This window comes from Photorhabdus aegyptia, assembly GCF_000612035.1.
GTDB classification, from domain to species: Bacteria; Pseudomonadota; Gammaproteobacteria; order Enterobacterales; family Enterobacteriaceae; genus Photorhabdus; species Photorhabdus akhurstii.
Genome location: NZ_JFGV01000007.1, coordinates 76,324 through 97,319, shown reverse-complemented (window position 1 = coordinate 97,319; position 20,996 = coordinate 76,324). Strand labels below are relative to the sequence as shown.

The 20,996-nt window shown below is 41.7% G+C and carries 20 protein-coding genes; 11 read left to right on the top strand and 9 right to left on the bottom strand.

The window, feature by feature from the left end:
* Nucleotides 1-106: 106 nt before the first annotated feature.
* Nucleotides 107-1,408, bottom strand: coding sequence for an anaerobic C4-dicarboxylate transporter (locus BA1DRAFT_RS03390; RefSeq protein ID WP_036776071.1), 1,302 nt, complete (start codon nt 1,406-1,408; stop codon nt 107-109).
* 140 nt (nt 1,409-1,548) lie between these two features.
* Nucleotides 1,549-2,973 (bottom strand): aspartate ammonia-lyase, encoded by a 1,425-nt coding sequence (gene aspA / locus BA1DRAFT_RS03385; protein ID WP_036776070.1) that lies wholly within the window; start codon nt 2,971-2,973, stop codon nt 1,549-1,551.
* Between the two features lie 376 nt (nt 2,974-3,349).
* Between aspA and BA1DRAFT_RS03380 the strand changes: the two genes are divergently transcribed.
* The 5 genes from BA1DRAFT_RS03380 to BA1DRAFT_RS03360 all read left to right on the top strand — a co-directional run bounded on the left by BA1DRAFT_RS03380 (nt 3,350) and on the right by BA1DRAFT_RS03360 (nt 8,713).
* Entirely contained in the window at nt 3,350-3,838 is a 489-nt protein-coding gene (locus tag BA1DRAFT_RS03380; protein ID WP_036776069.1) for an FxsA family protein, read from the top strand.
* Nucleotides 3,839-4,035: 197 nt separating this feature from the next.
* Nucleotides 4,036-4,329: a co-chaperone GroES gene (locus BA1DRAFT_RS03375; protein ID WP_036776068.1), complete on the top strand. Its 294-nt coding sequence runs from the start codon at nt 4,036-4,038 to the stop codon at nt 4,327-4,329.
* A gap of 49 nt (nt 4,330-4,378) precedes the next feature.
* Nucleotides 4,379-6,025, top strand: a complete 1,647-nt coding sequence (gene groL, locus BA1DRAFT_RS03370) for a chaperonin GroEL (RefSeq protein ID WP_036776066.1) — start codon at nt 4,379-4,381, stop codon at nt 6,023-6,025.
* A 651-nt stretch (nt 6,026-6,676) separates the two neighbouring features.
* Nucleotides 6,677-7,561, top strand: coding sequence for a LysR family transcriptional regulator (locus BA1DRAFT_RS03365; RefSeq protein ID WP_235200956.1), 885 nt, complete (start codon nt 6,677-6,679; stop codon nt 7,559-7,561).
* 807 nt (nt 7,562-8,368) lie between these two features.
* Nucleotides 8,369-8,713: a DUF4156 domain-containing protein gene (locus tag BA1DRAFT_RS03360; RefSeq protein WP_036776064.1), complete on the top strand. Its 345-nt coding sequence runs from the start codon at nt 8,369-8,371 to the stop codon at nt 8,711-8,713.
* Nucleotides 8,714-8,772: 59 nt separating this feature from the next.
* On the opposite strand, the gene epmB is transcribed toward BA1DRAFT_RS03360, so the two are convergent.
* Nucleotides 8,773-9,801 (bottom strand): EF-P beta-lysylation protein EpmB, encoded by a 1,029-nt coding sequence (gene epmB, locus BA1DRAFT_RS03355; protein WP_036776063.1) that lies wholly within the window; start codon nt 9,799-9,801, stop codon nt 8,773-8,775.
* 38 nt (nt 9,802-9,839) lie between these two features.
* On the opposite strand from epmB, the gene efp reads away from it, so the two are divergent.
* Nucleotides 9,840-10,406, top strand: coding sequence for an elongation factor P (efp, locus tag BA1DRAFT_RS03350; RefSeq protein ID WP_036776062.1), 567 nt, complete (start codon nt 9,840-9,842; stop codon nt 10,404-10,406).
* Between the two features lie 234 nt (nt 10,407-10,640).
* A complete protein-coding gene (gene sugE, locus BA1DRAFT_RS03345; RefSeq protein ID WP_036776061.1) occupies nt 10,641-10,955 on the top strand; it encodes a quaternary ammonium compound efflux SMR transporter SugE in 315 nt (104 codons plus the stop codon).
* Nucleotides 10,956-11,235: 280 nt separating this feature from the next.
* Here the strand turns inward: sugE and BA1DRAFT_RS03340 are convergent, their stop codons facing one another.
* The 5 genes from BA1DRAFT_RS03340 to frdA all read right to left on the bottom strand — a co-directional run bounded on the left by BA1DRAFT_RS03340 (nt 11,236) and on the right by frdA (nt 15,713).
* The gene (locus tag BA1DRAFT_RS03340) at nt 11,236-12,126 is read right to left on the bottom strand and encodes an Rpn family recombination-promoting nuclease/putative transposase (protein ID WP_036776060.1); all 891 of its coding nucleotides are present in this window, start codon (nt 12,124-12,126) and stop codon (nt 11,236-11,238) included.
* 283 nt (nt 12,127-12,409) lie between these two features.
* Nucleotides 12,410-12,763 (bottom strand): fumarate reductase subunit FrdD, encoded by a 354-nt coding sequence (frdD, locus tag BA1DRAFT_RS03335; protein WP_036776059.1) that lies wholly within the window; start codon nt 12,761-12,763, stop codon nt 12,410-12,412.
* A gap of 16 nt (nt 12,764-12,779) precedes the next feature.
* Complete coding sequence (gene frdC, locus BA1DRAFT_RS03330) at nt 12,780-13,172, bottom strand: fumarate reductase subunit FrdC (RefSeq protein ID WP_036776057.1); 393 nt, start codon at nt 13,170-13,172, stop codon at nt 12,780-12,782.
* Nucleotides 13,173-13,189: 17 nt separating this feature from the next.
* Nucleotides 13,190-13,924 carry a succinate dehydrogenase/fumarate reductase iron-sulfur subunit gene (locus tag BA1DRAFT_RS03325; protein WP_036776056.1) on the bottom strand — a complete coding sequence of 245 codons (735 nt, stop codon included), beginning with the start codon at nt 13,922-13,924 and terminating at the stop codon, nt 13,190-13,192.
* Entirely contained in the window at nt 13,917-15,713 is a 1,797-nt protein-coding gene (gene frdA / locus BA1DRAFT_RS03320) for a fumarate reductase (quinol) flavoprotein subunit (RefSeq protein WP_036776055.1), read from the bottom strand. Before frdA ends, BA1DRAFT_RS03325 begins: the two co-directional genes overlap by 8 nt.
* Before the next feature lie 728 nt (nt 15,714-16,441).
* On the opposite strand from frdA, the gene BA1DRAFT_RS03315 reads away from it, so the two are divergent.
* The 4 genes from BA1DRAFT_RS03315 (at nt 16,442) to epmA (ending at nt 19,791) form a co-directional block, all read left to right on the top strand.
* Nucleotides 16,442-16,855: a fascin domain-containing protein gene (locus BA1DRAFT_RS03315; protein WP_036776054.1), complete on the top strand. Its 414-nt coding sequence runs from the start codon at nt 16,442-16,444 to the stop codon at nt 16,853-16,855.
* A 473-nt stretch (nt 16,856-17,328) separates the two neighbouring features.
* Nucleotides 17,329-17,742 carry a fascin domain-containing protein gene (locus BA1DRAFT_RS03310; RefSeq protein ID WP_036776053.1) on the top strand — a complete coding sequence of 138 codons (414 nt, stop codon included), beginning with the start codon at nt 17,329-17,331 and terminating at the stop codon, nt 17,740-17,742.
* Between the two features lie 417 nt (nt 17,743-18,159).
* On the top strand, nt 18,160-18,576 hold the full coding sequence (locus tag BA1DRAFT_RS03305) for a fascin domain-containing protein (protein WP_235200955.1): 417 nt from the start codon (nt 18,160-18,162) through the stop codon (nt 18,574-18,576).
* Between the two features lie 237 nt (nt 18,577-18,813).
* The gene (gene epmA, locus BA1DRAFT_RS03300; RefSeq protein WP_036776050.1) at nt 18,814-19,791 is read left to right on the top strand and encodes an elongation factor P--(R)-beta-lysine ligase; all 978 of its coding nucleotides are present in this window, start codon (nt 18,814-18,816) and stop codon (nt 19,789-19,791) included.
* A gap of 49 nt (nt 19,792-19,840) precedes the next feature.
* Here epmA and glpQ read toward each other — a convergent pair whose 3' ends face one another.
* Nucleotides 19,841-20,917, bottom strand: a complete 1,077-nt coding sequence (glpQ, locus tag BA1DRAFT_RS03295; protein WP_036776049.1) for a glycerophosphodiester phosphodiesterase — start codon at nt 20,915-20,917, stop codon at nt 19,841-19,843.
* Nucleotides 20,918-20,996: the final 79 nt, after the last annotated feature.

Sequence of the window (20,996 nt, the reverse complement as noted above, 5' to 3'; positions counted from 1 at the left end):
AAGATTAGAGCAGTCATCGAAGGTTTTCAGAGAAAATAGATCGTTTGGGAGAGGGGAGTCAGGGGCGGTATACGCCCCCGGATTAAGTGGTTATTGGCAGCCGGAATTAGAGGATCATACTGCCGAATAGGAAACCGAAGGCAACAGCCAGAGCAACCCCAATGGTGCCAGGGATAAAGAATGGATGATTAAATACAAAACGGCCGATACGGGTAGTGCCGGTGTCATCCATCTGAACCGCGGCAACCAAGGTTGGATAAGTGGGCAATATAAACAACCCAGAAACCGCCGAGAAAGAGGCGATGGCTGTCAATGGTGTGACGTTCAGAGCCAAAGCCATCGGCATCAATGCTTTTGCGGTTGCCGCCTGAGAATAGAGTAGAGCGGAACAGAAGAAGAAAATAATCGCTAGCAACCAAGGTTGAGAGTGAATTAAGTCTCCGGCAGTGCCTTTAATCCAATCCATGTTCGCCTGTACAAAAGTATCGCCTAGCCATGCAACACCTAGAATACAGATACATGCGCTCATACCCGCTTTAAAGGTACTGGAGTTCAGAATAGCGTCAGTATCAACTGAACAGAACGTCGTCGTGATAGTTGCGATACTCAACATAATGATCAGAATGGCGTGAGTGGTGTTCATCAGGGGTTCTTCAACCAGACCGATGCTTGGGCTATTGACGATAGCGTAAATAACAACACCGATAACTCCTGACAGGAATAACAGAACGGAAGCTTTAGCCTTTGGTTTAACTTCAATTTGTTTGCTGCCACGCAGAGTTACTAGATTGTCTTCCAGACGATTTAAGTAAACGGGATCATCAGACAGCTTGGAATTGAACGCCCAAGAGATGATGAAAGACATCAGAATGATAGCGGCGAAAGTGGATGGTAATAGCACCATTAACAGATGGATATAGCTGACGCCGTGGCCTTCCATCAGAGAAGACATATAAACGACCGCCGCAGAAATGGGTGAGGCGGTGATGCCAATTTGGGCCGCTACAACCGCTGTGGAAAGTGGGCGGCATGGCTTAATGCCTTGCTCTTTCGCAACTTCAGTAATAACAGGCAGTGCTGACAGGGAGATGTTACCTGTACCTGCAAATAGTGTCAGGAAATAGGTAACGATAGGTGCGAGTATCGTGATGTATTTTGGATTTTTACGCAGCAGTTTTTCAGTTTGCTGAACCAAATAATCCAGACCACCGGCAACTTGCATTGCAGAGATAGCAGCGATAACTGCCATAATGATGGAAATAACATCAAATGGGATATGCCCTGGTTTAACGCCAATTGCAGCCAGCACCAGAACGCCAAGACCACCGGCAAATCCAATGCCAATTCCCCCTAATCTTGCACCCAGGAAGATGGCCAGCAGAACGATAATCAATTCTACGGCTAACATAATAGTGACTCCTTGAAATAATTAAAAATTTGAAAATTTTAGGTTAATACTTTGTGCATGTAGGGAAGTAAAAAGGCACGCTATCCAGTTGGAGTTGCGTGCCTTGTTGCTAAGAGCTATTTTTTATTATATTCAACAACTTAATCGTCAAAACGTTTTGCCTTGTAAGATGGGCATTTTAGGTTCTCTACAGAGAAGATGTCATCCAATTGAGTTTCGGTCAGTAAGCCTCGTTCCAGCACGACTTCACGAACACTTTTACCGGTTTCAGCACAAATTTTACCAACAATGTCACCATTGTGGTGACCGATGAATGGGTTCAGATATGTCACGATACCGATCGAGTTGAATACGAAATTTTCGCAAACTTCTTTGTTAGCCGTGATGCCATTAACGCATTTTTCTACCAGGTTGCGGCAAGCGTTGCTTAGCAGGGAGATAGATTCAAACATGGCCTGACCGATAGCAGGTTCCATTACATTGAGCTGTAACTGGCCTGCTTCGGACGCCATAGTAACACAAATATCGTTACCAATAACTTTGAAGCAAACCTGATTCACAACTTCTGGAATAACCGGGTTCACTTTTGCCGGCATAATAGAAGAGCCTGCCTGTAATTCTGGTAGGTTGATTTCATTCAGGCCGGCACGAGGGCCAGAAGAGAGCAAACGCAGGTCATTGCAGATTTTAGACAGTTTGACAGCCAGGCGCTTCAGAGCACCGTGGATCATAACATAAGCCCCACAGTCAGAGGTTGCTTCAATCAGATCTTCGGCTGGTATGCAAGGTAGACCTGAAACTTCAGCCAGTTTTTCAACCGCCAATTTCTGATAACCTGGTGCTGTATTCAAGCCGGTACCGATAGCAGTAGCGCCAAGGTTAACTTCCAGCAGTAATTCAGAGGTTCGGTTTAGGTTTTTAACTTCCTCTTTCAGCAGGATAGAGAATGCGTTGAATTCCTGCCCCAGCGTCATAGGAACAGCATCCTGTAACTGGGTACGACCCATTTTTAGGATATCGCTGAATTCTCTCGCTTTTTTATCGAAGCCCGCAATTAACAGTTCAATAGATTCGATCAGTTTCAGGATGGAGTTATAAACTGCAATACGGAAACCGGTTGGGTAGGCGTCATTAGTTGATTGGCTTTTATTCAAGTGGTCATTAGGATTCAGGTACTCATATTCGCCTTTTTTATGGCCTAACAGTTCCAGACCAATGTTTGCCAGAACTTCATTGGTATTCATGTTGAGTGAAGTACCGGCGCCGCCCTGAAACACATCGACCGGAAACTGATCCATGCATTTGCCGGTATGGAGCACTTCGTCACATGCTTTGATGATGATGTCTGCAATCTTTTTAGGAATCGTTTGCAGTTCTTTGTTAGCTAAGGCTGCGGCTTTTTTTACCATCACCATGCCACGGATAAATTCGGGTACATCATTAATGGTGTTGTTACTGATATGGAAGTTTTCAATCGCACGTAAGGTGTGAATACCATAATAGGCTTCAGCAGGGACTTCTCGTTTACCTAACAGGTCTTCTTCGATACGAATGTTGTTTGACATGAGAACCTTCTTATTAGATGACGTTTTTACTGTCTAATTATGCGTTCATTAAATCATTATGTTGCCAACAGCAATAGATATGATATGAACTTTTTATCACCGGATTGCCCACGTGATCATATGCTGGTTAGCAATAAATGCATTGAATCTGGATCACTTTATAGTGGTATTTGTTTAGTCTGATTTGATATATGTGATATTTATCACAATTGCGTGTTTAATTAGCAAAATTTTCAGAGGATTGAAAACGATAACTGTGACCCCAATTATATCTTTAATAAACTAAAAAACATTAATTTGGTTGTCCCTTGGATTTTGTTGATATGATTTATTCAGGATACAACCCGTTCATCCAAATCAATTGAAGGAGCACCAAGTGCGTTGGTTGCCATTTATCCTGATATTTTTGCTTGTCTACATTGAGTCAACCTTATTTGTGCGCGTTGCCTCCGAATTAGGCGTGCTGTTAACTCTGTTACTGGTGTTGTTTACTTCTTGTGTCGGTATCTCTTTGGTACGCAGTCAGGGCATAAAGAATTTTCTCCAGATCCAGCAGAAGCTGGTTAACGGCGAGAGTCCGGCCGCAGAAATGATAAAAAGCGTTTCTCTTTTACTGTCGGGTTTCCTGTTAGTCCTTCCCGGCTTTTTTACGGATTTCCTTGGATTGCTGTTGTTACTGCCAGCGGTTCAAAAAACATTAGTGATGAAACTGATGTCACATATCAATTTCTATCGTCCTCATAATAGCGGTGGGTTTAGACGAGATAGTAATACTTTCGAGGGTGAATATGAGCGTAAGCAGGATAACCCCTCCCGTACGTTGAAAGATAGTAAACCCGATGATGACGAGCATAAGCCTCATTGATAAGCGGTAATTTTCTGAATGTTTAGTTTAATCATCGGTTTTTTTCTGTGGGCAAGAAAAAAGTAAAATATTTTTTTGCCTGCCCTTGAAGTATCATAAATAAGTCCCCATTTAATTTATTATGATACTGGTTTAATGAAAACATACTGGTATCAATCCTCTTACCTGATATGGACTTTCTTATAGGAGAGCTATCAATGAATATTCGTCCATTGCATGATCGTGTAATCGTCAAGCGTAAAGAAGTTGAATCAAAATCTGCTGGCGGTATTGTGCTGACTGGCACAGCTGCGAGTAAATCCACTCGTGGTGAAGTTCTGGCTGTAGGCAATGGCCGCATCCTTGAAAACGGTGATGTGAAAGCACTGTGTGTGAAAGTTGGAGATATCGTTATTTTTAACGATGGTTACGGTATTAAGTCAGAGAAGATCGACAACGAAGAAGTGTTGATCATGTCTGAAAGCGACATTCTGGCAATTGTTGAAGCGTAATTGTTGCGCTTAGATCTTCTTAACTGAACGAATTTAAAGGAAAGAAACAATGGCAGCTAAAGACGTAAAATTTGGTAGCGACGCTCGCGTTAAGATGCTACGTGGTGTGAATATTCTTGCTGATGCAGTAAAAGTAACCCTAGGTCCTAAAGGCCGTAACGTTGTGCTGGATAAATCTTTCGGCGCTCCTGCAATCACTAAAGACGGCGTTTCCGTAGCTCGTGAAATTGAACTGGAAGACAAGTTCGAAAACATGGGTGCTCAGATGGTGAAAGAAGTTGCTTCTAAAGCGAACGATGCTGCGGGCGACGGTACAACAACAGCAACTGTATTGGCTCAGTCTATTGTTACTGAAGGTCTGAAAGCCGTAGCCGCTGGTATGAACCCAATGGATCTGAAACGCGGTATCGACAAAGCTGTGGTTGCAGCAGTGGCAGAACTGAAAAAGCTGTCCGTACCTTGCTCTGATTCCACCTCTATTGCTCAGGTAGGTACTATCTCCGCGAATTCCGACGAAACTGTGGGTAAATTGATCGCAGAAGCGATGGATAAAGTCGGTAAAGAAGGTGTAATCACCGTTGAAGAAGGTACTGGCCTGGAAGACGAGCTGGATGTCGTTGAAGGTATGCAGTTTGACCGTGGTTACCTCTCTCCTTATTTCATCAACAAACCAGAAAACGGTTCTGTTGAATTAGAAAACCCATATATTCTTCTGGTAGATAAAAAAATCTCCAACATCCGTGAACTGTTGCCAGTTCTGGAAGGTGTAGCTAAGGCAAGCAAGCCTTTGCTGATTGTTGCTGAAGATGTTGAAGGTGAAGCACTGGCTACTCTGGTTGTTAACACCATGCGTGGCATCGTTAAAGTTGCTGCGGTTAAAGCGCCTGGCTTCGGTGACCGCCGTAAAGCTATGCTGCAAGACATCGCTGTCTTGACTAACGGTAATGTTATTTCTGAAGAGATTGGCCTGGAGTTGGAAAAAGCAACTCTGGAAGATCTGGGTCAGGCAAAACGTATCGTTATCAACAAAGATACCACCACCATCATTGATGGCATTGGTGAAGAAGCTGCAATTGCAGGCCGTGTTTCTCAGATCAATCAGCAGATCAAAGAGTCCACTTCTGATTATGACCGTGAAAAACTGCAAGAGCGCGTAGCTAAATTGGCTGGCGGTGTTGCTGTTATTAAAGTTGGTGCTGCAACAGAAGTTGAAATGAAAGAAAAACGTGCTCGCGTTGACGATGCTCTGCATGCGACTCGCGCAGCAGTAGAAGAAGGCGTGGTAGCTGGTGGTGGTGTTGCACTGGTTCGCGTTGCAGCAGCTATTGCTGGTCTGAAAGGCGATAACGAAGATCAAAACGTAGGTATCCGTGTTGCAATGCGCGCGATGGAAGCTCCTTTGCGTCAGATCGTTGACAACGCAGGTGAAGAGCCGTCTGTTATCGCAAACAACGTGAAAGCAGGTGAAGGCAACTTCGGTTATAACGCAACGACTGAACAGTATGGCGATATGATCGCAATGGGTATTCTGGACCCAACCAAAGTAACCCGTTCTGCACTGCAATTTGCAGCATCTATCGCTGGCCTGATGATCACCACTGAATGTATGATCACTGATCTGCCTAAAGACGATAAAGCTGATTTAGGCGCAGCAGGTGGTATGGGTGGCATGGGCGGTATGGGCGGCATGATGTAATAGCCGCGTAGGTCGCTAGCCTGGCGGGTTACGTCCGTAGTGACCACTAACTTTTATAGTGGTAGTCGCTAACCAACCCGCCGAAATAGCATTTGATAAAATCCGATATTCGGGCTGAGTTTTAGCCCGGATATCGATTTCCGTTTTACTCAGTGATTGGTTTATTAGGATAGCTGGAAGACTTTCCCGTCAATCCTGTTTTTGCTGACACCCCGATGAATGGCGCAAGAGCTGCTCTTGTTATAGCGTTCTCTTCTCCTGTTTCTCTCCTCAGCACTATCCAGTGTGTCATGCTCGTGATCAAAAGTTTGGGCAATACAGTTCTGTTCTGTACCTGTGTGAAGCTATGACTTTTTGACATCCTCTGAAGGATGGGGTTTTACGGCGCATCGGATAAAGTGACTCGCCCTTTTTATCAGCTTAAAAGGCGACTTGATGTTCCACTATCTTATTCGTAAACAGCGTCAATCCCAGGCCATAAACACGTAACGGCCTAAGTAATAGAAGTGATTTGGCATAGGACAAATTCTTAAGGAAAAAATATCTCCTTAAACTTAGAAAAAATGAGCATATTAGACTAAAATTCATTTATTCATAGGACTTTGGAAAATAATTCAAATATCTATGCACAAATTTAATCGATCTACAGAAATGGCTGTGTTCGTTCAGGTAATTGAGTCGGCGAGTCTCTCTGCCGCTGCTCGCAAGCTCGACATGACGCCATCAGCAGTCAGTAAGCTTATTAATCGACTGGAGATGCGACTTGGTGTACGGCTGTTGAATAGAACAACACGTAAACTTCAATTAACGGCTGAGGGTTCTGTTTTCTATGAGCGTAGTGTCAGGATTTTGGAGGACATCATAGCCGCAGAACAAGAGGCAAATCAGGGAACAGCACCGCGTGGACGTATACGTGTGAATTGTCATGTTGCCTTTGGAAAACATTGCTTGATGCCTATATTACCGGACTTCCTGCAATGCTACCCGGAGATCACGCTCGACATCTCGTTATGTGACTTGGTAGTGGATTTACTTGATGATCATAGCGATGTGGCAATTCGTACTGGTCCCCCTCTGGACGACTCATGTCTCATGGTGCGCCGGTTGGGGTCAAGTCGAATGGTTGTGGTAGGATCTCCTTCATACCTTGAAAGAGTAGGGATGCCTGCTACGCCTGGCGATCTAGGGCGCTACAATCGACTTGGTTTTGGTTTCACCCGCCATGTGAAAGCGTGGCCTTTCATCGGTTCGGAAGAGTGGGTGCAACAATTGCCTTCAGGGAACTTGTTACTTGGTGATGGAGAAACCATGCGTAAAGCCGCAATAGCAGGACTTGGCTTAGCACGACTGGCCTGTTTCCATGTGAATGCTGATATTCAGGCTGGTTTGCTGCTACCTGTACTTGAGAACTATAATCCTGGCGATAAGGAAGAAATATATGCCGTTTTTGTCGGCACAGGCAGGCAACCTCCATCACGAGTACGGGTATTTCTCGACTATCTAGCAGAGTACATCCATATTGGTGATGGATGGTAATAACCATGAAATTGGTACCACGAAAATATTTGATCGAGTGTTATCGTGGTATCAATGGAATATCTGTATTCAAATTGAATCCGTGTTAAAAAGACATAGTTATTTATATATAATAAAATCCACATGAAATTAAGATGAGTATAATTGCTAAATCATCTTAATAAGTGTAATTTTTGCTAAATATAACATCAGATAATTACTTAATAAAAGATTGTTGTGAGATATTACCAATTTAAAACTGTTGATAGATGTTCTAATGGTATTTTTAACGAGATGGTTTAAGTTTAATATCATTCGCAACATCGGAATTGAATTTATCAGATAAAAAACAAGCACAAATATGCTAATAGGAAATATATGTCGGATTATTATAAGCTTATCCAAGACACTTTTAGGAGTTAAAGAATCGGTTAAATGTTTACATTATACTTTTAATATTGCAGATTGATTTTTTAAATTAATAGAGATGTAGGAAAATTTATAATCCATATTAGTTTTGGTACTTGTAATATCGTGAATGATTTATCAGGTCATTAATATAATGGATAAAAGATTTTTTTGGGATATAACTAATGGGATAATTAATGAATTACCTTTTTATGGGAAAAGTAACTTATTGAGCTTATTCGTGTTATTTATTCGGTTATTTCCCCTATTTTTTTACTGAATTCATCTTGGTATAAAAGATTTTTGGCCTAAACATTCTACCTTAAGGATACTTTATTAAATTATTTTTTGCGATATTGGCACACAACAAGGTATATTGATGATTAATTGTCGAATTTACAACAATGAGTGAGGAAAAACATGCGAATTAAAGTTTTGCTCAGCGCTTCAGTGTTGCTACTGCTGGCAGGGTGTACGACTACCAACCAATTAACTTCTGGAGGTTCACAGGTTCTTTTTGTTGACATTAAGCCCGATAGCGAGTGTCAGTTATTAGGTGAAGTAACAGGTACACAAAGCAATTGGATGACTGGTGTAAGTAATGAAAGTAGCTCGATGCGTGGGGCAGCTAATGATTTACGCAATAAAGCCGCAGTTATGGGGGGAAATGTGATTTATGGAGTCACCAGTCCGAGTGAAAGTCTGTTATCGAGCTTTGCTCCGCTGGATAGTAAAATGATTGGTCAGGTCTATAAATGCCAGTAATGGCATTCAGGATTTGAATGATATGCCCGGCTAAAAAGTATCCGGGCATGAATTTTTTGTTAATTTTGCCTTAATCCCAAATCAAGAGGTGTCTTACTCGGTTCTCCGCCGATTTCCCTTGCCAGACGAGGTACTAAGTAACCTGAAATTTTTGTCAGTAATTCTCGAATAAGCTCCCTGGCTTCTTCATCGCTGATCATAAAGTGGGCTGCTCCTTGTACTTTATCCAGCACATGAATGTAATAAGGCAGAATGCCTGCATCAAACAGAGCATTGCTCAAATCAGCCAGAGTATCAGAATGATTATTGACACCGCGTAACAGCACACTTTGATTTAATAACGTGATACCTGCTTGTTTCAGCAATATCATGCTGTTCCGTAAGGATTGGTCGATCTCATTAGCATGATTGATATGTGTCACCATGAGCACCTGTAATCTTGATTGTGCCAGCCGATCACAAAGTGTTGTTGTGATCCGGGCAGGAATAACCACAGGCAGACGAGTATGAATACGTAGTCGTTTGATATGGGAAATTTTTTCCAGATTGCTAATCAACCAATCAAGTTCGTGATCTTTTGCCATTAAAGGATCGCCGCCAGAGAAGATAATCTCATCAAGTTCAGGATGTTGCTGAATGTAATCTAACGCTTGTTGCCAATTGCGTTTATTACCTTTGTTATCTTCGTATGGGAAATGACGGCGGAAGCAATAACGGCAGTTAACCGCACATCCTCCTTTAACCAGCAATAGTGCACGATTACGGTATTTATGTAATAGACCGGGGACAGCACTGCGTTGTTCATCCAGAGGATCGGTAGAAAAACCAGGTGTAAGTGTAAATTCTTCTGGTGTCGTTATGACCTGAAGCAATAGTGGATCATCAGGATCGTTTACTTGCATACGTGCAACAAAAGCCCTAGGTACCCGTAGTGGAAACAGGCGACGTGCGTCACTCCCCTTACTCAATGTCGGGTGTTCATCTAAAGATAATAATTGTAATAATTCATCAGGGTCGGTAATAACATCTGTAAGTTGTTTCAACCAGTCTTCTCTGATGATGATCTTTGGGGTTATAATGTGCGCCATTTTTTGGCTAAGCCATTTTGTTTAGAAAGAGGATCTCCATGGCTACTTATAGTACCAATGAATTCCGTTCAGGTCTTAAAATCATGTTAGATGGCGAGCCGTGCGCTATTCTTGAAAGTGAATTCGTGAAGCCGGGTAAAGGTCAGGCGTTTGCCCGTGTTCGTATTCGTAAGCTGATTTCCGGTAAACTGCTGGAAAAGACCTTTAAGTCTACTGACTCTGTAGAATCTGCCGACGTGATGGATATGAACCTGACTTACCTGTATAACGATGGTGAGTTTTGGCACTTTATGAATAACGAAACCTTCGAGCAATTAGCTGCTGATGAAAAAGCAGTTGGCGATAATGCGAAATGGTTAGTAGAACAAGCTGAGTGTATCCTGACGTTGTGGAATGGTCAGCCTATCTCTGTGACTCCGCCAAACTTTGTTGAATTAGAAATTACTGATACTGATCCAGGTCTGAAAGGTGATACCGCAGGTACGGGTGGTAAACCAGCAACTTTGAGCACTGGTGCTGTAGTTAAAGTACCTCTGTTCGTTCAAATCGGTGAAGTGATTAAAGTGGATACCCGTTCTGGTGAATACGTTTCTCGCGTAAAATAATTACCCCGACTGTATTCGATAAAAGCCGCAGTTCTGGAAGCAGACTGTGGTTTTTCTTTATTGGTGATAATACCGGGCATGGCTATTTTGTCTTTTAAGCTCACGATATTGTGTTATTGATACTGCAATTTTACACGACTATAATTCATCTCTGTTTCTAATGGTTATCCGGGACGACCTGGATATACTGCCGTTTTTTGGGGACGACTCCACAACTATATATGGGGCGTTGATATGTCCTGGTTTGTTCTTGTTATTGCTGGTTTATTCGAAGTCGTCTGGGCGGTTGGCCTGAAATATACTCATGGTTTCACCCGGTTGATACCGAGCCTTATTACAGCCGGTGCTGTGGCGCTCAGTATGGGGTTGCTTGCTTATGCGATGAAAGGATTGCCAATAGGTACAGCTTATGCGGTGTGGACTGGAATAGGCGCAGTGGGTACTGCCATTTTTGGCATTATAGTGTTCGGTGAATCTGCAAGTTTTGCCCGGATTCTAAGTTTTGTTCTGATTATCGCCGGTATTATCGGTTTGAAATTGTCCAGTTAATATTGAACTGCACTCCAAAGGTTTCACATTTTGGCAGTGCAGCTTCTATACCCGTCATCTTTCAAGTTGCCTCTTTGTTGGCTGCACTCACTCACCCCAGTCACATAGTTCTCTATGCTCCCGGGGATTCGCTCCCTTGCCGTCGCGATGCATCTTGAAATCCATAGGGTATATATAGGATATTCTTTATCAAGAAATACCGACTTTTTGTAGTGCTTCTGCACGTTTCGTGCATTTGTGCATAGATCTTTACGCTATCAAAAAGGGTTGGTAGCGTGAATTAGTGACGTATTTGCTCCAGTTCATTCTGGCTTAGTCCGGTAGTTTTCATCACTGTTTCACGATCGATGCCAAGATCCAGCAGTGAACGGGCAATTTTCAATGCCGCTAGTTTTTCACCTTCCAGACGCCCTTTCTGTTCTAATTTCTGTGCAATGGTCATTAGTACCTCCTCATACTTCGGCACCTGCTTTGCCAGTTGCCGGATAAACCCTTCCGGATCAGCCGTATCGCCTGCCTGTAACAGATAGTTTAGCACGCTTTTTAACTGCTCATCCGTATAGTAATCGTACGCCAGCAGTATTACCAGCTCTTGCAATAGCTCCGAGATGTCTCGCTGTCGGATATGTTTTTGTACCATCTCCAGCAGGGCGACCCGTTTGTGCGTCAGTATTTCATCATCAGGGATAACCGTGAGGTCCACCAGTGGGAATGCATTGGAGTAGATTTCTGCTGCCAACGTCGGAGTATCAAAGCAGTCGAGCCAGTTGGTACTCCACGGATATGGCCGCGTTTTCCCGTGGTAAAACAATATTGGGATCACCAGCGGTAATTTCTTATGTCCTTGCTCTAAATGCCGCTGCATTGCTGAAATACTGTAACGCATCAGCCGGAACGCCATCATTTTGTCTGGGGAACTCTGGTGTTCAATTACACAATACACATAACCGTCACCTTGCACCGTTTTCAGGGAATAGAGGATATCGGAATAGTGTGCTCGCAAATCCTCTTCAATAAACGACCCAGGTTCCAGCCGGAGTGTATCGAGATCACATACTGCCTGTAATGCCGCCGACAAATGTATCTCCAGAAAATCCTTGGCTGTTTCAACATGACTTAAAAACTGCTTAAAAACGGCATCATGTGGCGTTGGTGTATTTTTTCTTTTCATGGGTGAATGGTAGCATACTTTCTTTTATATTGAAGGAATATTAGGCAAAGGAACTATCACTTCCGCCTATGCTTTTTTCACTTGTGTAGTTTTTCCTTTCGTGAATCAAAAGCAGGAGAATTTCGGAGAAATGAATATATCTTGGATGATAGCTTGAATAAGTTAAAGGCTGGACAAACCAGCCTTTAAAGATATTTTCCTGCGTAAACAGATGTGAGGGTAGGTTTTTGACAACATTGATCAGGGTAAAGAGTATTTATAACTTCAGCTCGTTGCTGTTCGACTACAACGTAAAAACCCCAATAATCGCGACAACACTCAGAATCGCTGCCAGGCCGTAGAAAATCCATTTACTTGCAGGGATATGAATTTTCAGGTCATGCATACCGTGGTGGATACGGTGTGAACCACACCATAGCGGTAGAATAATCATCAGTAATAGGAAAGCACGACCAATAAAACTCTGGCTAAAAGCGAGAATTCGTGTGTAGCTTAATGCTTCTGGTGCTACTCCCAATGGTAAAAGGATTGCTACCAATAAAATAATGGCAGGGGCTACAATTGCGCCCCACATACCACCGGCGCCAAATAATCCCCAAAAAATCGGTTCATCGGAACGTTTAGGTATTTGATTCATTAGATCCTCCTTGAGGTTAAAATAAGGCTATACCTAATATAATCATGGTGGCGATAATAGTGACGGTCCATAGTAGTTTGATTACTGGCCCAGATCCCATTTTTTCGCCTTTTATCACTATGTTAGCTGCCTTCGGCGCTAGCTCAAACCAAGTTTTAGTATGCAGCAGAGCACCTAGCAGGGTGATGATATTAATCAGCAGAATGACAGGGTTTTTCAGGAACGTGACAAATTCATCCCAGCTTTGTGCGCCGCCTTTTAGGGCGAATAGACCGTATATCAATAAGATACTGAACCACATAGTCGTCACTGCGGTACTTTCACGTAGAATATAGAAGCGGTAAAAGCTCAGTTTCTGCCACCAGTTGGGAGCCATGCTGCGAATATAAGGTTTACGTTTAGTCGTCATTACTCTCTTCCTCCCCCTTATTGTGGTTTTAGCATGGCGATCATGAAATCTTTCGCGCTTTCGATCTTGCCTTGTTGGATAGCCGCGGCTGGATCGACATGTTTCGGACAGACCTCAGAACAGTAACCAACGAATGTACAGCTCCATACCCCATTCTGGCTGTTAAGTTGGGGCATACGCTTCTTCTTACCGTGGTCGCGGTTGTCGAGGTTGTAACGATGAGCCAGCGTGATTGCCGCCGGGCCGATAAATTCAGGGTTCAGACCAAACTGAGGGCAAGCGGCATAACATAAGCCACAGTTAATACAGCCGGAAAATTGATGATATTTCGCCATCTGTGCTGGAGTTTGAATATTTGGTCCTTCAATAGGTTTACGGTCATTCCCGATGATGTATGGTTTGATAGCTTCCAGGCTTTCAATGAAGTGGGTCATATCCACTACCAGGTCACGCTCAATAGGGAAGTTAGCTAGCGCTTCAACTCTCATCCCTTGAGGATAATCACGCAGGAAGGTTTTACAGGCCAGCTTCGGCACGCGGTTAACCATCATGCCGCAAGAGCCACAGATAGCCATACGGCAAGACCAGCGGTAAGAGAGGTCGGGAGCGAGATTGTCTTTAATGTAACCTAGGGCATCAAGTAGAGAAGTTTGCTCATCATAAGGAATTTCATAGGCTATAAAATGGGGTTTATGGTCACTTTCTGGGTTATAGCGCATGACCTCCACTCTCAGGGTGTTCATATCAACCATTCTCCTGCTCCTTATATTTTTTCTCTTGTGCTGCGGCTTCACCGCCATATACACGTTTTGCGGGTGTGGATTTGGTGATTTTCACATCGCTGTATGCTAGGTGAGGGACATCTCCGGGGTTATAGAAAGCGAGTGTATGTTTTAGGAAGTTTTCATCATCACGTTCGGTACAACCTTCATCCAGACGTTGATGAGCGCCACGGGACTCTTTACGGTTTATCGCAGAATGAATCATACATTCAGCCACATCCAAGCCAAAGCCAAGCTCAATGGTGTACAGTAGATCTGTGTTGAACACATTGGTGTTGTCGGTGATTTTCACTCGTTTGAAGCGATCTTTTAATTCGGCAATCTTATCGATCGTTTTTAACATGAGTTCAGGGGTGCGATAGATACCGCAGCCTTCTTCCATCGAGATCCCCATTTCATCACGGATCTTCGACCAACTTTCCGTCCCTTTCTGTTTCAGTAAATTGTTCAAACGTGCGACTACATCACGGGCCTGAGCATCCAATGGGCGGTCATTAACGGGTTTGGTTTGTTGAACATGTTTTACAGCTTCTTCACCGGCCAGACGGCCAAAGACCACCAATTCAGCCAGAGAATTGGAACCAAGGCGGTTTGCGCCATGCAGGCCGACAGAAGAACATTCACCGACAGCGAATAGCCCTTTAATTCGGGTTTCACATTTCTGGTCAGTTTCGATGCCGCCCATCGTGTAATGTACTGTAGGTCGGACCGGAATGGGCTCTTTAACGGGATCAACACCGACATACGCTTTTGCCAGTTCACAGATGAAGGGCAGGCGTTCAAGTAATGTCTTCTCTCCTAAATGGCGTAGATCGAGATAAACCACATTGCCACGCGGAGTTGAAATAGTACGACCGGCACGCCATTCATGCCAAAAAGCCTGAGAAACTTTGTCACGGGGACCTAGTTCCATATATTTGTTTTCAGGTTTGCCTAATGGAGTTTCAGGGCCGAGGCCATAATCTTGTAAATAGCGGTAGCCATCTTTGTTGACCAGAATTCCGCCTTCACCACGACAACCTTCTGTCATTAGGATACCGGAACCTGGCAGACCGGTTGGATGATACTGAACAAATTCCATATCACGCAGTGGTACGCCGTGACGGAATGCTATGCCCATACCATCACCGGTCACGATACCGCCGTTGGTATTGTAACGGTATACACGGCCTGCGCCGCCGGTTGCCATAATGACGGCATTGGCTCTTATCTGAATTTTAGTGCCTTCCATCATATTTAGTGCAACCAGACCGCGTGCTTGCCCTTCGTCCACCAGAATATCGAGGACAAAATGTTCATCAAAGCGCTGGATTTGAGGGTACTTAAGGGAGGTCTGGAATAGCGTATGCAGCATGTGGAAGCCAGTTTTATCCGCAGCGAACCAGGTACGTTCTATTTTCATACCCCCAAAACGACGCACGTTGATGGAACCATCTTCTTTACGGCTCCACGGGCAGCCCCATTGCTCTAGCTGGATCATTTCTGTCGGGCAATGTTCTACGAAGTATTCAACAACATCTTGCTCACATAACCAATCACCACCGGATACTGTGTCGTTGAAATGGAAGTCATAGGAGTCGTGAACTTGGGTGACTGCGGCTGATCCACCTTCTGCTGCTACAGTGTGGCTACGCATTGGGTAAACTTTTGAGATTAGAGCAATCTTCATTTGAGGATTAGCTTCAGCGGCGGCAATTGCGGCACGTAGACCAGCGCCTCCGGCTCCGATAATAGCGAGATCGGCATTAAAGATTTGCACTGTGCTTCTCCATTGTTTAAGTGAAATTAATTAGTAAGCAAAATCGGCGTAACTTTCCTAAATGTTGTTGTTATTGCTTCTTATATAGCAAGATTCTGTAGGCAAAATCCTGTGCTTTAACGATTAAGGACCGCTATTTATTACTGTTTGTATTGGATTAAGTATAGCGAGTTCCAGGTGAGGTAAATTTGATATGAAAGGGTATTATTGTCAGATTTAGTTACAAAAATATGATCTGAGACAAGAATGAGTTATTTTATCTTCCGTTCATCCCGATCTGGTAACAAGAGTGCCTTTTGAGGAAAATGGTGGTGTGTCATGGTGGGATAAGTCATAGTCTGTATAGTATGAATTTAACTTATCTGGTATTTTTATCGGTGTTAGAAATTGTGTAAGTTCAGTGATATTCAGGCAATTTATTTTTTCTGATAATATTGTAGTTAATAATCTTAAATTATTTTTTTATTTTTTATGATTATTTTTTAAATTAAATATAAAAATGACTTTTGTTTATTTTATGAATGTTATAATTGAAAGTAAAATAACCTTGCCATTAAAAATAGATTCGGAAATATAATTTGCTATTTGATTTTAATGACCTATATTTAGTAAAGGAGTTTTGTTTTTACAGGTATAGGGATAAGTAACATTTAAATAGTTTTTCATGATTAAAGTCATTTAACTTAATTAATTTAAGAAATCAAAATGTATTTAAATAGGAGAATATTATGGGATTACCAAATATCACTATTGCATTACAAGCAGATAATAATCTTTACCTGAGTCGAGTAGATCTGGCGGGGGTTCAGTATATTGAAGCTGTTAAATCTGCCATTGATATATACTCAAGATATAAATTAATACAGCTTGGTACTAATAAGATAGCGCTTCTTGCTGATAATGGGCTTTATTTGAGCCGGATTACTCGAACTGGTGGTGATTATATTGAAGCAGCGAAATCGAGTATTGATGTTTATTCTACGTTTACAGTAGAGGATGTCGGATGTAATGTGATTGCTCTACGCGCGGATAACGGGAAATATTTAAGTCGAATCACTCAGAATGGTGTTGATTACATTAAGCCGGATAAAGTTAATTTAGACGTGTATTGCCACTTTAAAGTGACCACACTAATTGCATAAATAATGATCTTTACTTGAGTTTTTTTATGGTGGTCAGGTAAAACTGGCCACTATTATTTTGTCTTATTTTTGCACTAAAATAATATCAACTATTTAATATATCTAATAAAAACCTATTACTTACTTCAAGATAATTAGATAATAATAGGATTTAGAGTTATTTATAATATTGTAATTAATGACTTTAAATAATTTTTTGTTTTATTTATAGTTTGTAGTTTTATAATTTAAATGTGAATCCAAGTGTGAAAATTATTTATGTTTAATGAATATTATAATTAAATCTTAAATGATTATATTATTCAAAATAGATACCAAAATATATTTTAGTATTTAATAATCATATTGGTTGTATATATTCATTTAAAGTATTTTATATTTATAGGAATAGTAAAATGTGATGTTTAAATTAATAAGTTATAACTAATATAGTTGAATGAAATAAATTAAATGTATTTAAACAGGAGAATGTTATGGGATTATCAAGTAGCCCTATTGCATTACAGGCAGATAATGGGTGCTATTTAAGTCGAATTGATCGAGGTGGAGGGTTTGACTTTATTGAAGCTAATAAATCTATTATTGATATTTACACCAAATATTCTGCAACACAACTTAGCTCCAATAAGATAGCACTTCGTGCAAGCAATGGCCTCTATTTAAGTCGAATCTCTCTGGCTGGCAGTGATTATATAGTAGCGACAAAATCAGACATTGATGTTTATTCAATTTTTACTTTAGAGTATATCGACGATAATGTGATAGCTTTGTGTGCAGATAATGGAAAGTATCTGAGTCGGATCAATGCCGGTGGTATTTTTAATTATATTAAACCGGATAAATACGACTTGGATATATATTGCCAGTTTAAAGTTGTAAAACTGTAATTCGATAATTTTGATCTTTAATGATATCTTATTATGGTGGTCAGTTTTATCTGATCACCATTATGTTAATAGCAAAAAAATAGGATTAGTCACTTAATACACCAGATAAAATATTAATTATATTTCGTAATGATTTTGTTGATAATGTATTTTTCGTGTTACTGATCATATTATAATTATCATCTTAAATTATTTTTCAGTTTCCTTATAATATTTTACTTTTAATTTAAGCATGATAATTTCATCTGGTTATTTAATAATTGTCTATGTCGCCCATAATAAATAGAGAATATATTTTATTGTTTAACAGTATTAGTATATATTCAACAAGGGGATTTTATTTCTATGGGTATAGCGATTCGATATGAGGTTTAAATGGTATTCTATAGAGCAATTAATTATATTTAAACGGAGGGTATGATGGCATTATCAGAGCACACTATCGCATTGCAGGCAGATAATGGACTCTATTTGAGTCGATTCAGTCAAGGAAAGGTTAATTACATCCAGGCCGGAAGATATACTATGGGTGCTTCTTCCCGATATGTAGTGAAGCTATTTGATGCTTATACAATGGCACTTCGGGCGGACAATGGACTTTATTTGAGTCGGGTTGTTCGGCCTGGTGGTAATTATATTGAAGCAGCAAAATTTAGTATTGATGTTTATTCTACGTTTACTGTAGAAGATGTCGGCTATAATTTGATAACACTAAAGGCAGATAATGGAAAATATCTGAGTAGGATCAGCATAAAAGGTATTAATTATATTAAGCCGGATAAAATCCATATAGATGTATTTTGCCATTTTAAATTGATAACTCTGTTAGAGTAAATGGTGATTTTGTCTGGTATTGGCTTTGTTGTATCAGGAAAAATCGATCGCTATTTTATTTTTATCTGACGGTAATATTTGGGCAGATAGCTAATAATATATCCGGCAGTAGTCAATCTGCGATAGTCTTGATGCGAGACAAGCTAAGTTGTTCCGGGATGATCAGACGGTAATAATTTGTCTGATATGTGTGATGCAGGTAGACTGCACGTTTGGTTTTATTTTGGAGTCATTTACATGAGCGAAACAGCAAACTGGCAGCCAAGTGCACCTATCGCCAACTTGTTGAAACGAGCGACTATTTTAGCAGAAATACGGCGCTTTTTCGCAGATCGTGGGGTATTGGAAGTTGAAACGCCTGCGATGGGTCAGTTTACAGTGACTGATATTCAATTGTTTCCTTTTCAGACGGAGTTTGTTGGTCCAGGTGCCGCGGATGGTATGACTCTTTATCTGATGACAAGCCCGGAATATCACATGAAGCGCCTGCTGGCAGCAGGAAGTGGCCCTATTTATCAGCTCGGTCGCTGTTTCCGTAATGAAGAGGCTGGTCGTTATCATAATCCTGAATTTACCATGCTGGAATGGTATCGGCCTCACTATGATATGTATCGCTTGATGAATGAAGTTGATGATTTACTTCAAGAGATCCTTGACTGTGAAAGTGCAGAATCACTCTCTTATCAACAAGCTTTCCTGCGTTATCTGGATATTGACCCGCTATCAGCAGAGAAAGAAAAGTTGCGTGAAGTCGCGGCTAAGCTGGATCTGAGCAATATTGCTGATATAGAAGAAGATCGGGATATTTTATTGCAACTTTTGTTTGCTGTTGGCGTTGAACCGCATATTGGTACTGAAAAGCCAACTTTTATCTATCATTTTCCGGCTTCTCAGGCTTCTCTGGCGGAAATTAGCAAAGAAGATCATCGGGTGGCAGAGCGTTTCGAAGTCTATTTTAAAGGCGTTGAATTGGCAAATGGCTTCCGTGAGCTAACTGATAGTCATGAACAGCGTCAGCGTTTTGAACAGGATAACCGTAAACGTGCAGAGTTAGGTTTACCTGTTCGACCAATTGATGAAAACTTGGTTGGCGCTCTGAAACAAGGGATGCCTGAGTGTGCAGGCGTGGCGCTTGGTGTCGATCGTTTGGTGATGCTGGCTTTGCGGGCTGAAAAGCTCAGTGATGTTATGGCCTTTTCGATAAGTAAGGCGTAGTTATTCAACGATAGGAATAGGGCGCAGATTGAGGCGCCCTGTTTGCATCTTATTTATGTTGATGCTGTTTTTGCAGGAATTTCACACCTAAGTCGGGAAAATCGGTGAATACGCCATCTACACCCGCTTGGTTATAAATGATATCGAAAAGCTGGTCGCCACTGGCGGCGTATTTCGGCAGTTGATCGACCCGAATCGTGTATGGATGGACTTCTATATTATTGGCGTGAGCCTCTTTCACCATATTGGTTAACTTAATATTGGTTGGTGTGGAATCCTCAGACACAATCATATGGTAATCAGGGCCGATGCCGTCAGCATATGTTGCCACTTTTTTCATAGCGCCTGGTTTGAACATCCAGTCATAGCTGTAATTTATCCATTTGCCGTCTGATTGTTTTTCATAAGTTTCATTCCAGTCGGTGTAGGCGATCAGTTGGATTAGTTTCAGATCCATGCCTAGCTTGGGTTCCAATTCGTTTTTGATGCGTTTGAGTTCGTTGACATCAAAACATTGGAGGTAAACTTTGTCACTTTTCTTGGTGTAACCATACTCTTTTAGCACTGTCAGCACCTTAGTGGAAATATCTTTACCCTCTTGCTGATGGAACCAAGGTGCCTTGATTTCAGGATAAATGCCGATGTTTTTTCCGGTAGATTTATTCAATCCCTGAACAAACTCAATCTCTTCTTGAAAAGTGTGGATTCGGAAATCAGACTTCCACATTGGGAAACGGTTGGAGAAATTTTGTATTTGTCGGTCGTTTTTAATATCGAAGCCTTCTGTGAATTTTAATGATTTTATTTCAGACAAGGTAAAGTCGATGGCATAGTAGCGTCCATCTTTACGGGCACGGCCAGGGAATTTATTGGCAACGTCAGTGACACGATCAAGGTAGTGGTCGTGTAAGACTATCAGTTCATTATCTTTAGTCATGACCAGATCTTGTTCCAGATAATCAGCCCCTTCGGCATAAGCCATCGCTTTGGCTGGCAGAGTGTGTTCAGGCAGATATCCACTCGCGCCTCGATGGGCAATAACAATCTTATCAGCTGCTTGGGTGATACCTGACATCGATGAGGCTAAAATAATACCTGCTATTATTGTTTTGATTGGAGCTTGCATGTGTTTTCTCCGTTTTAGCGATGAGATGAAATCTATCTCATTAAACTGTGCGCTTGATTGTGTTAGACACTGACTAACA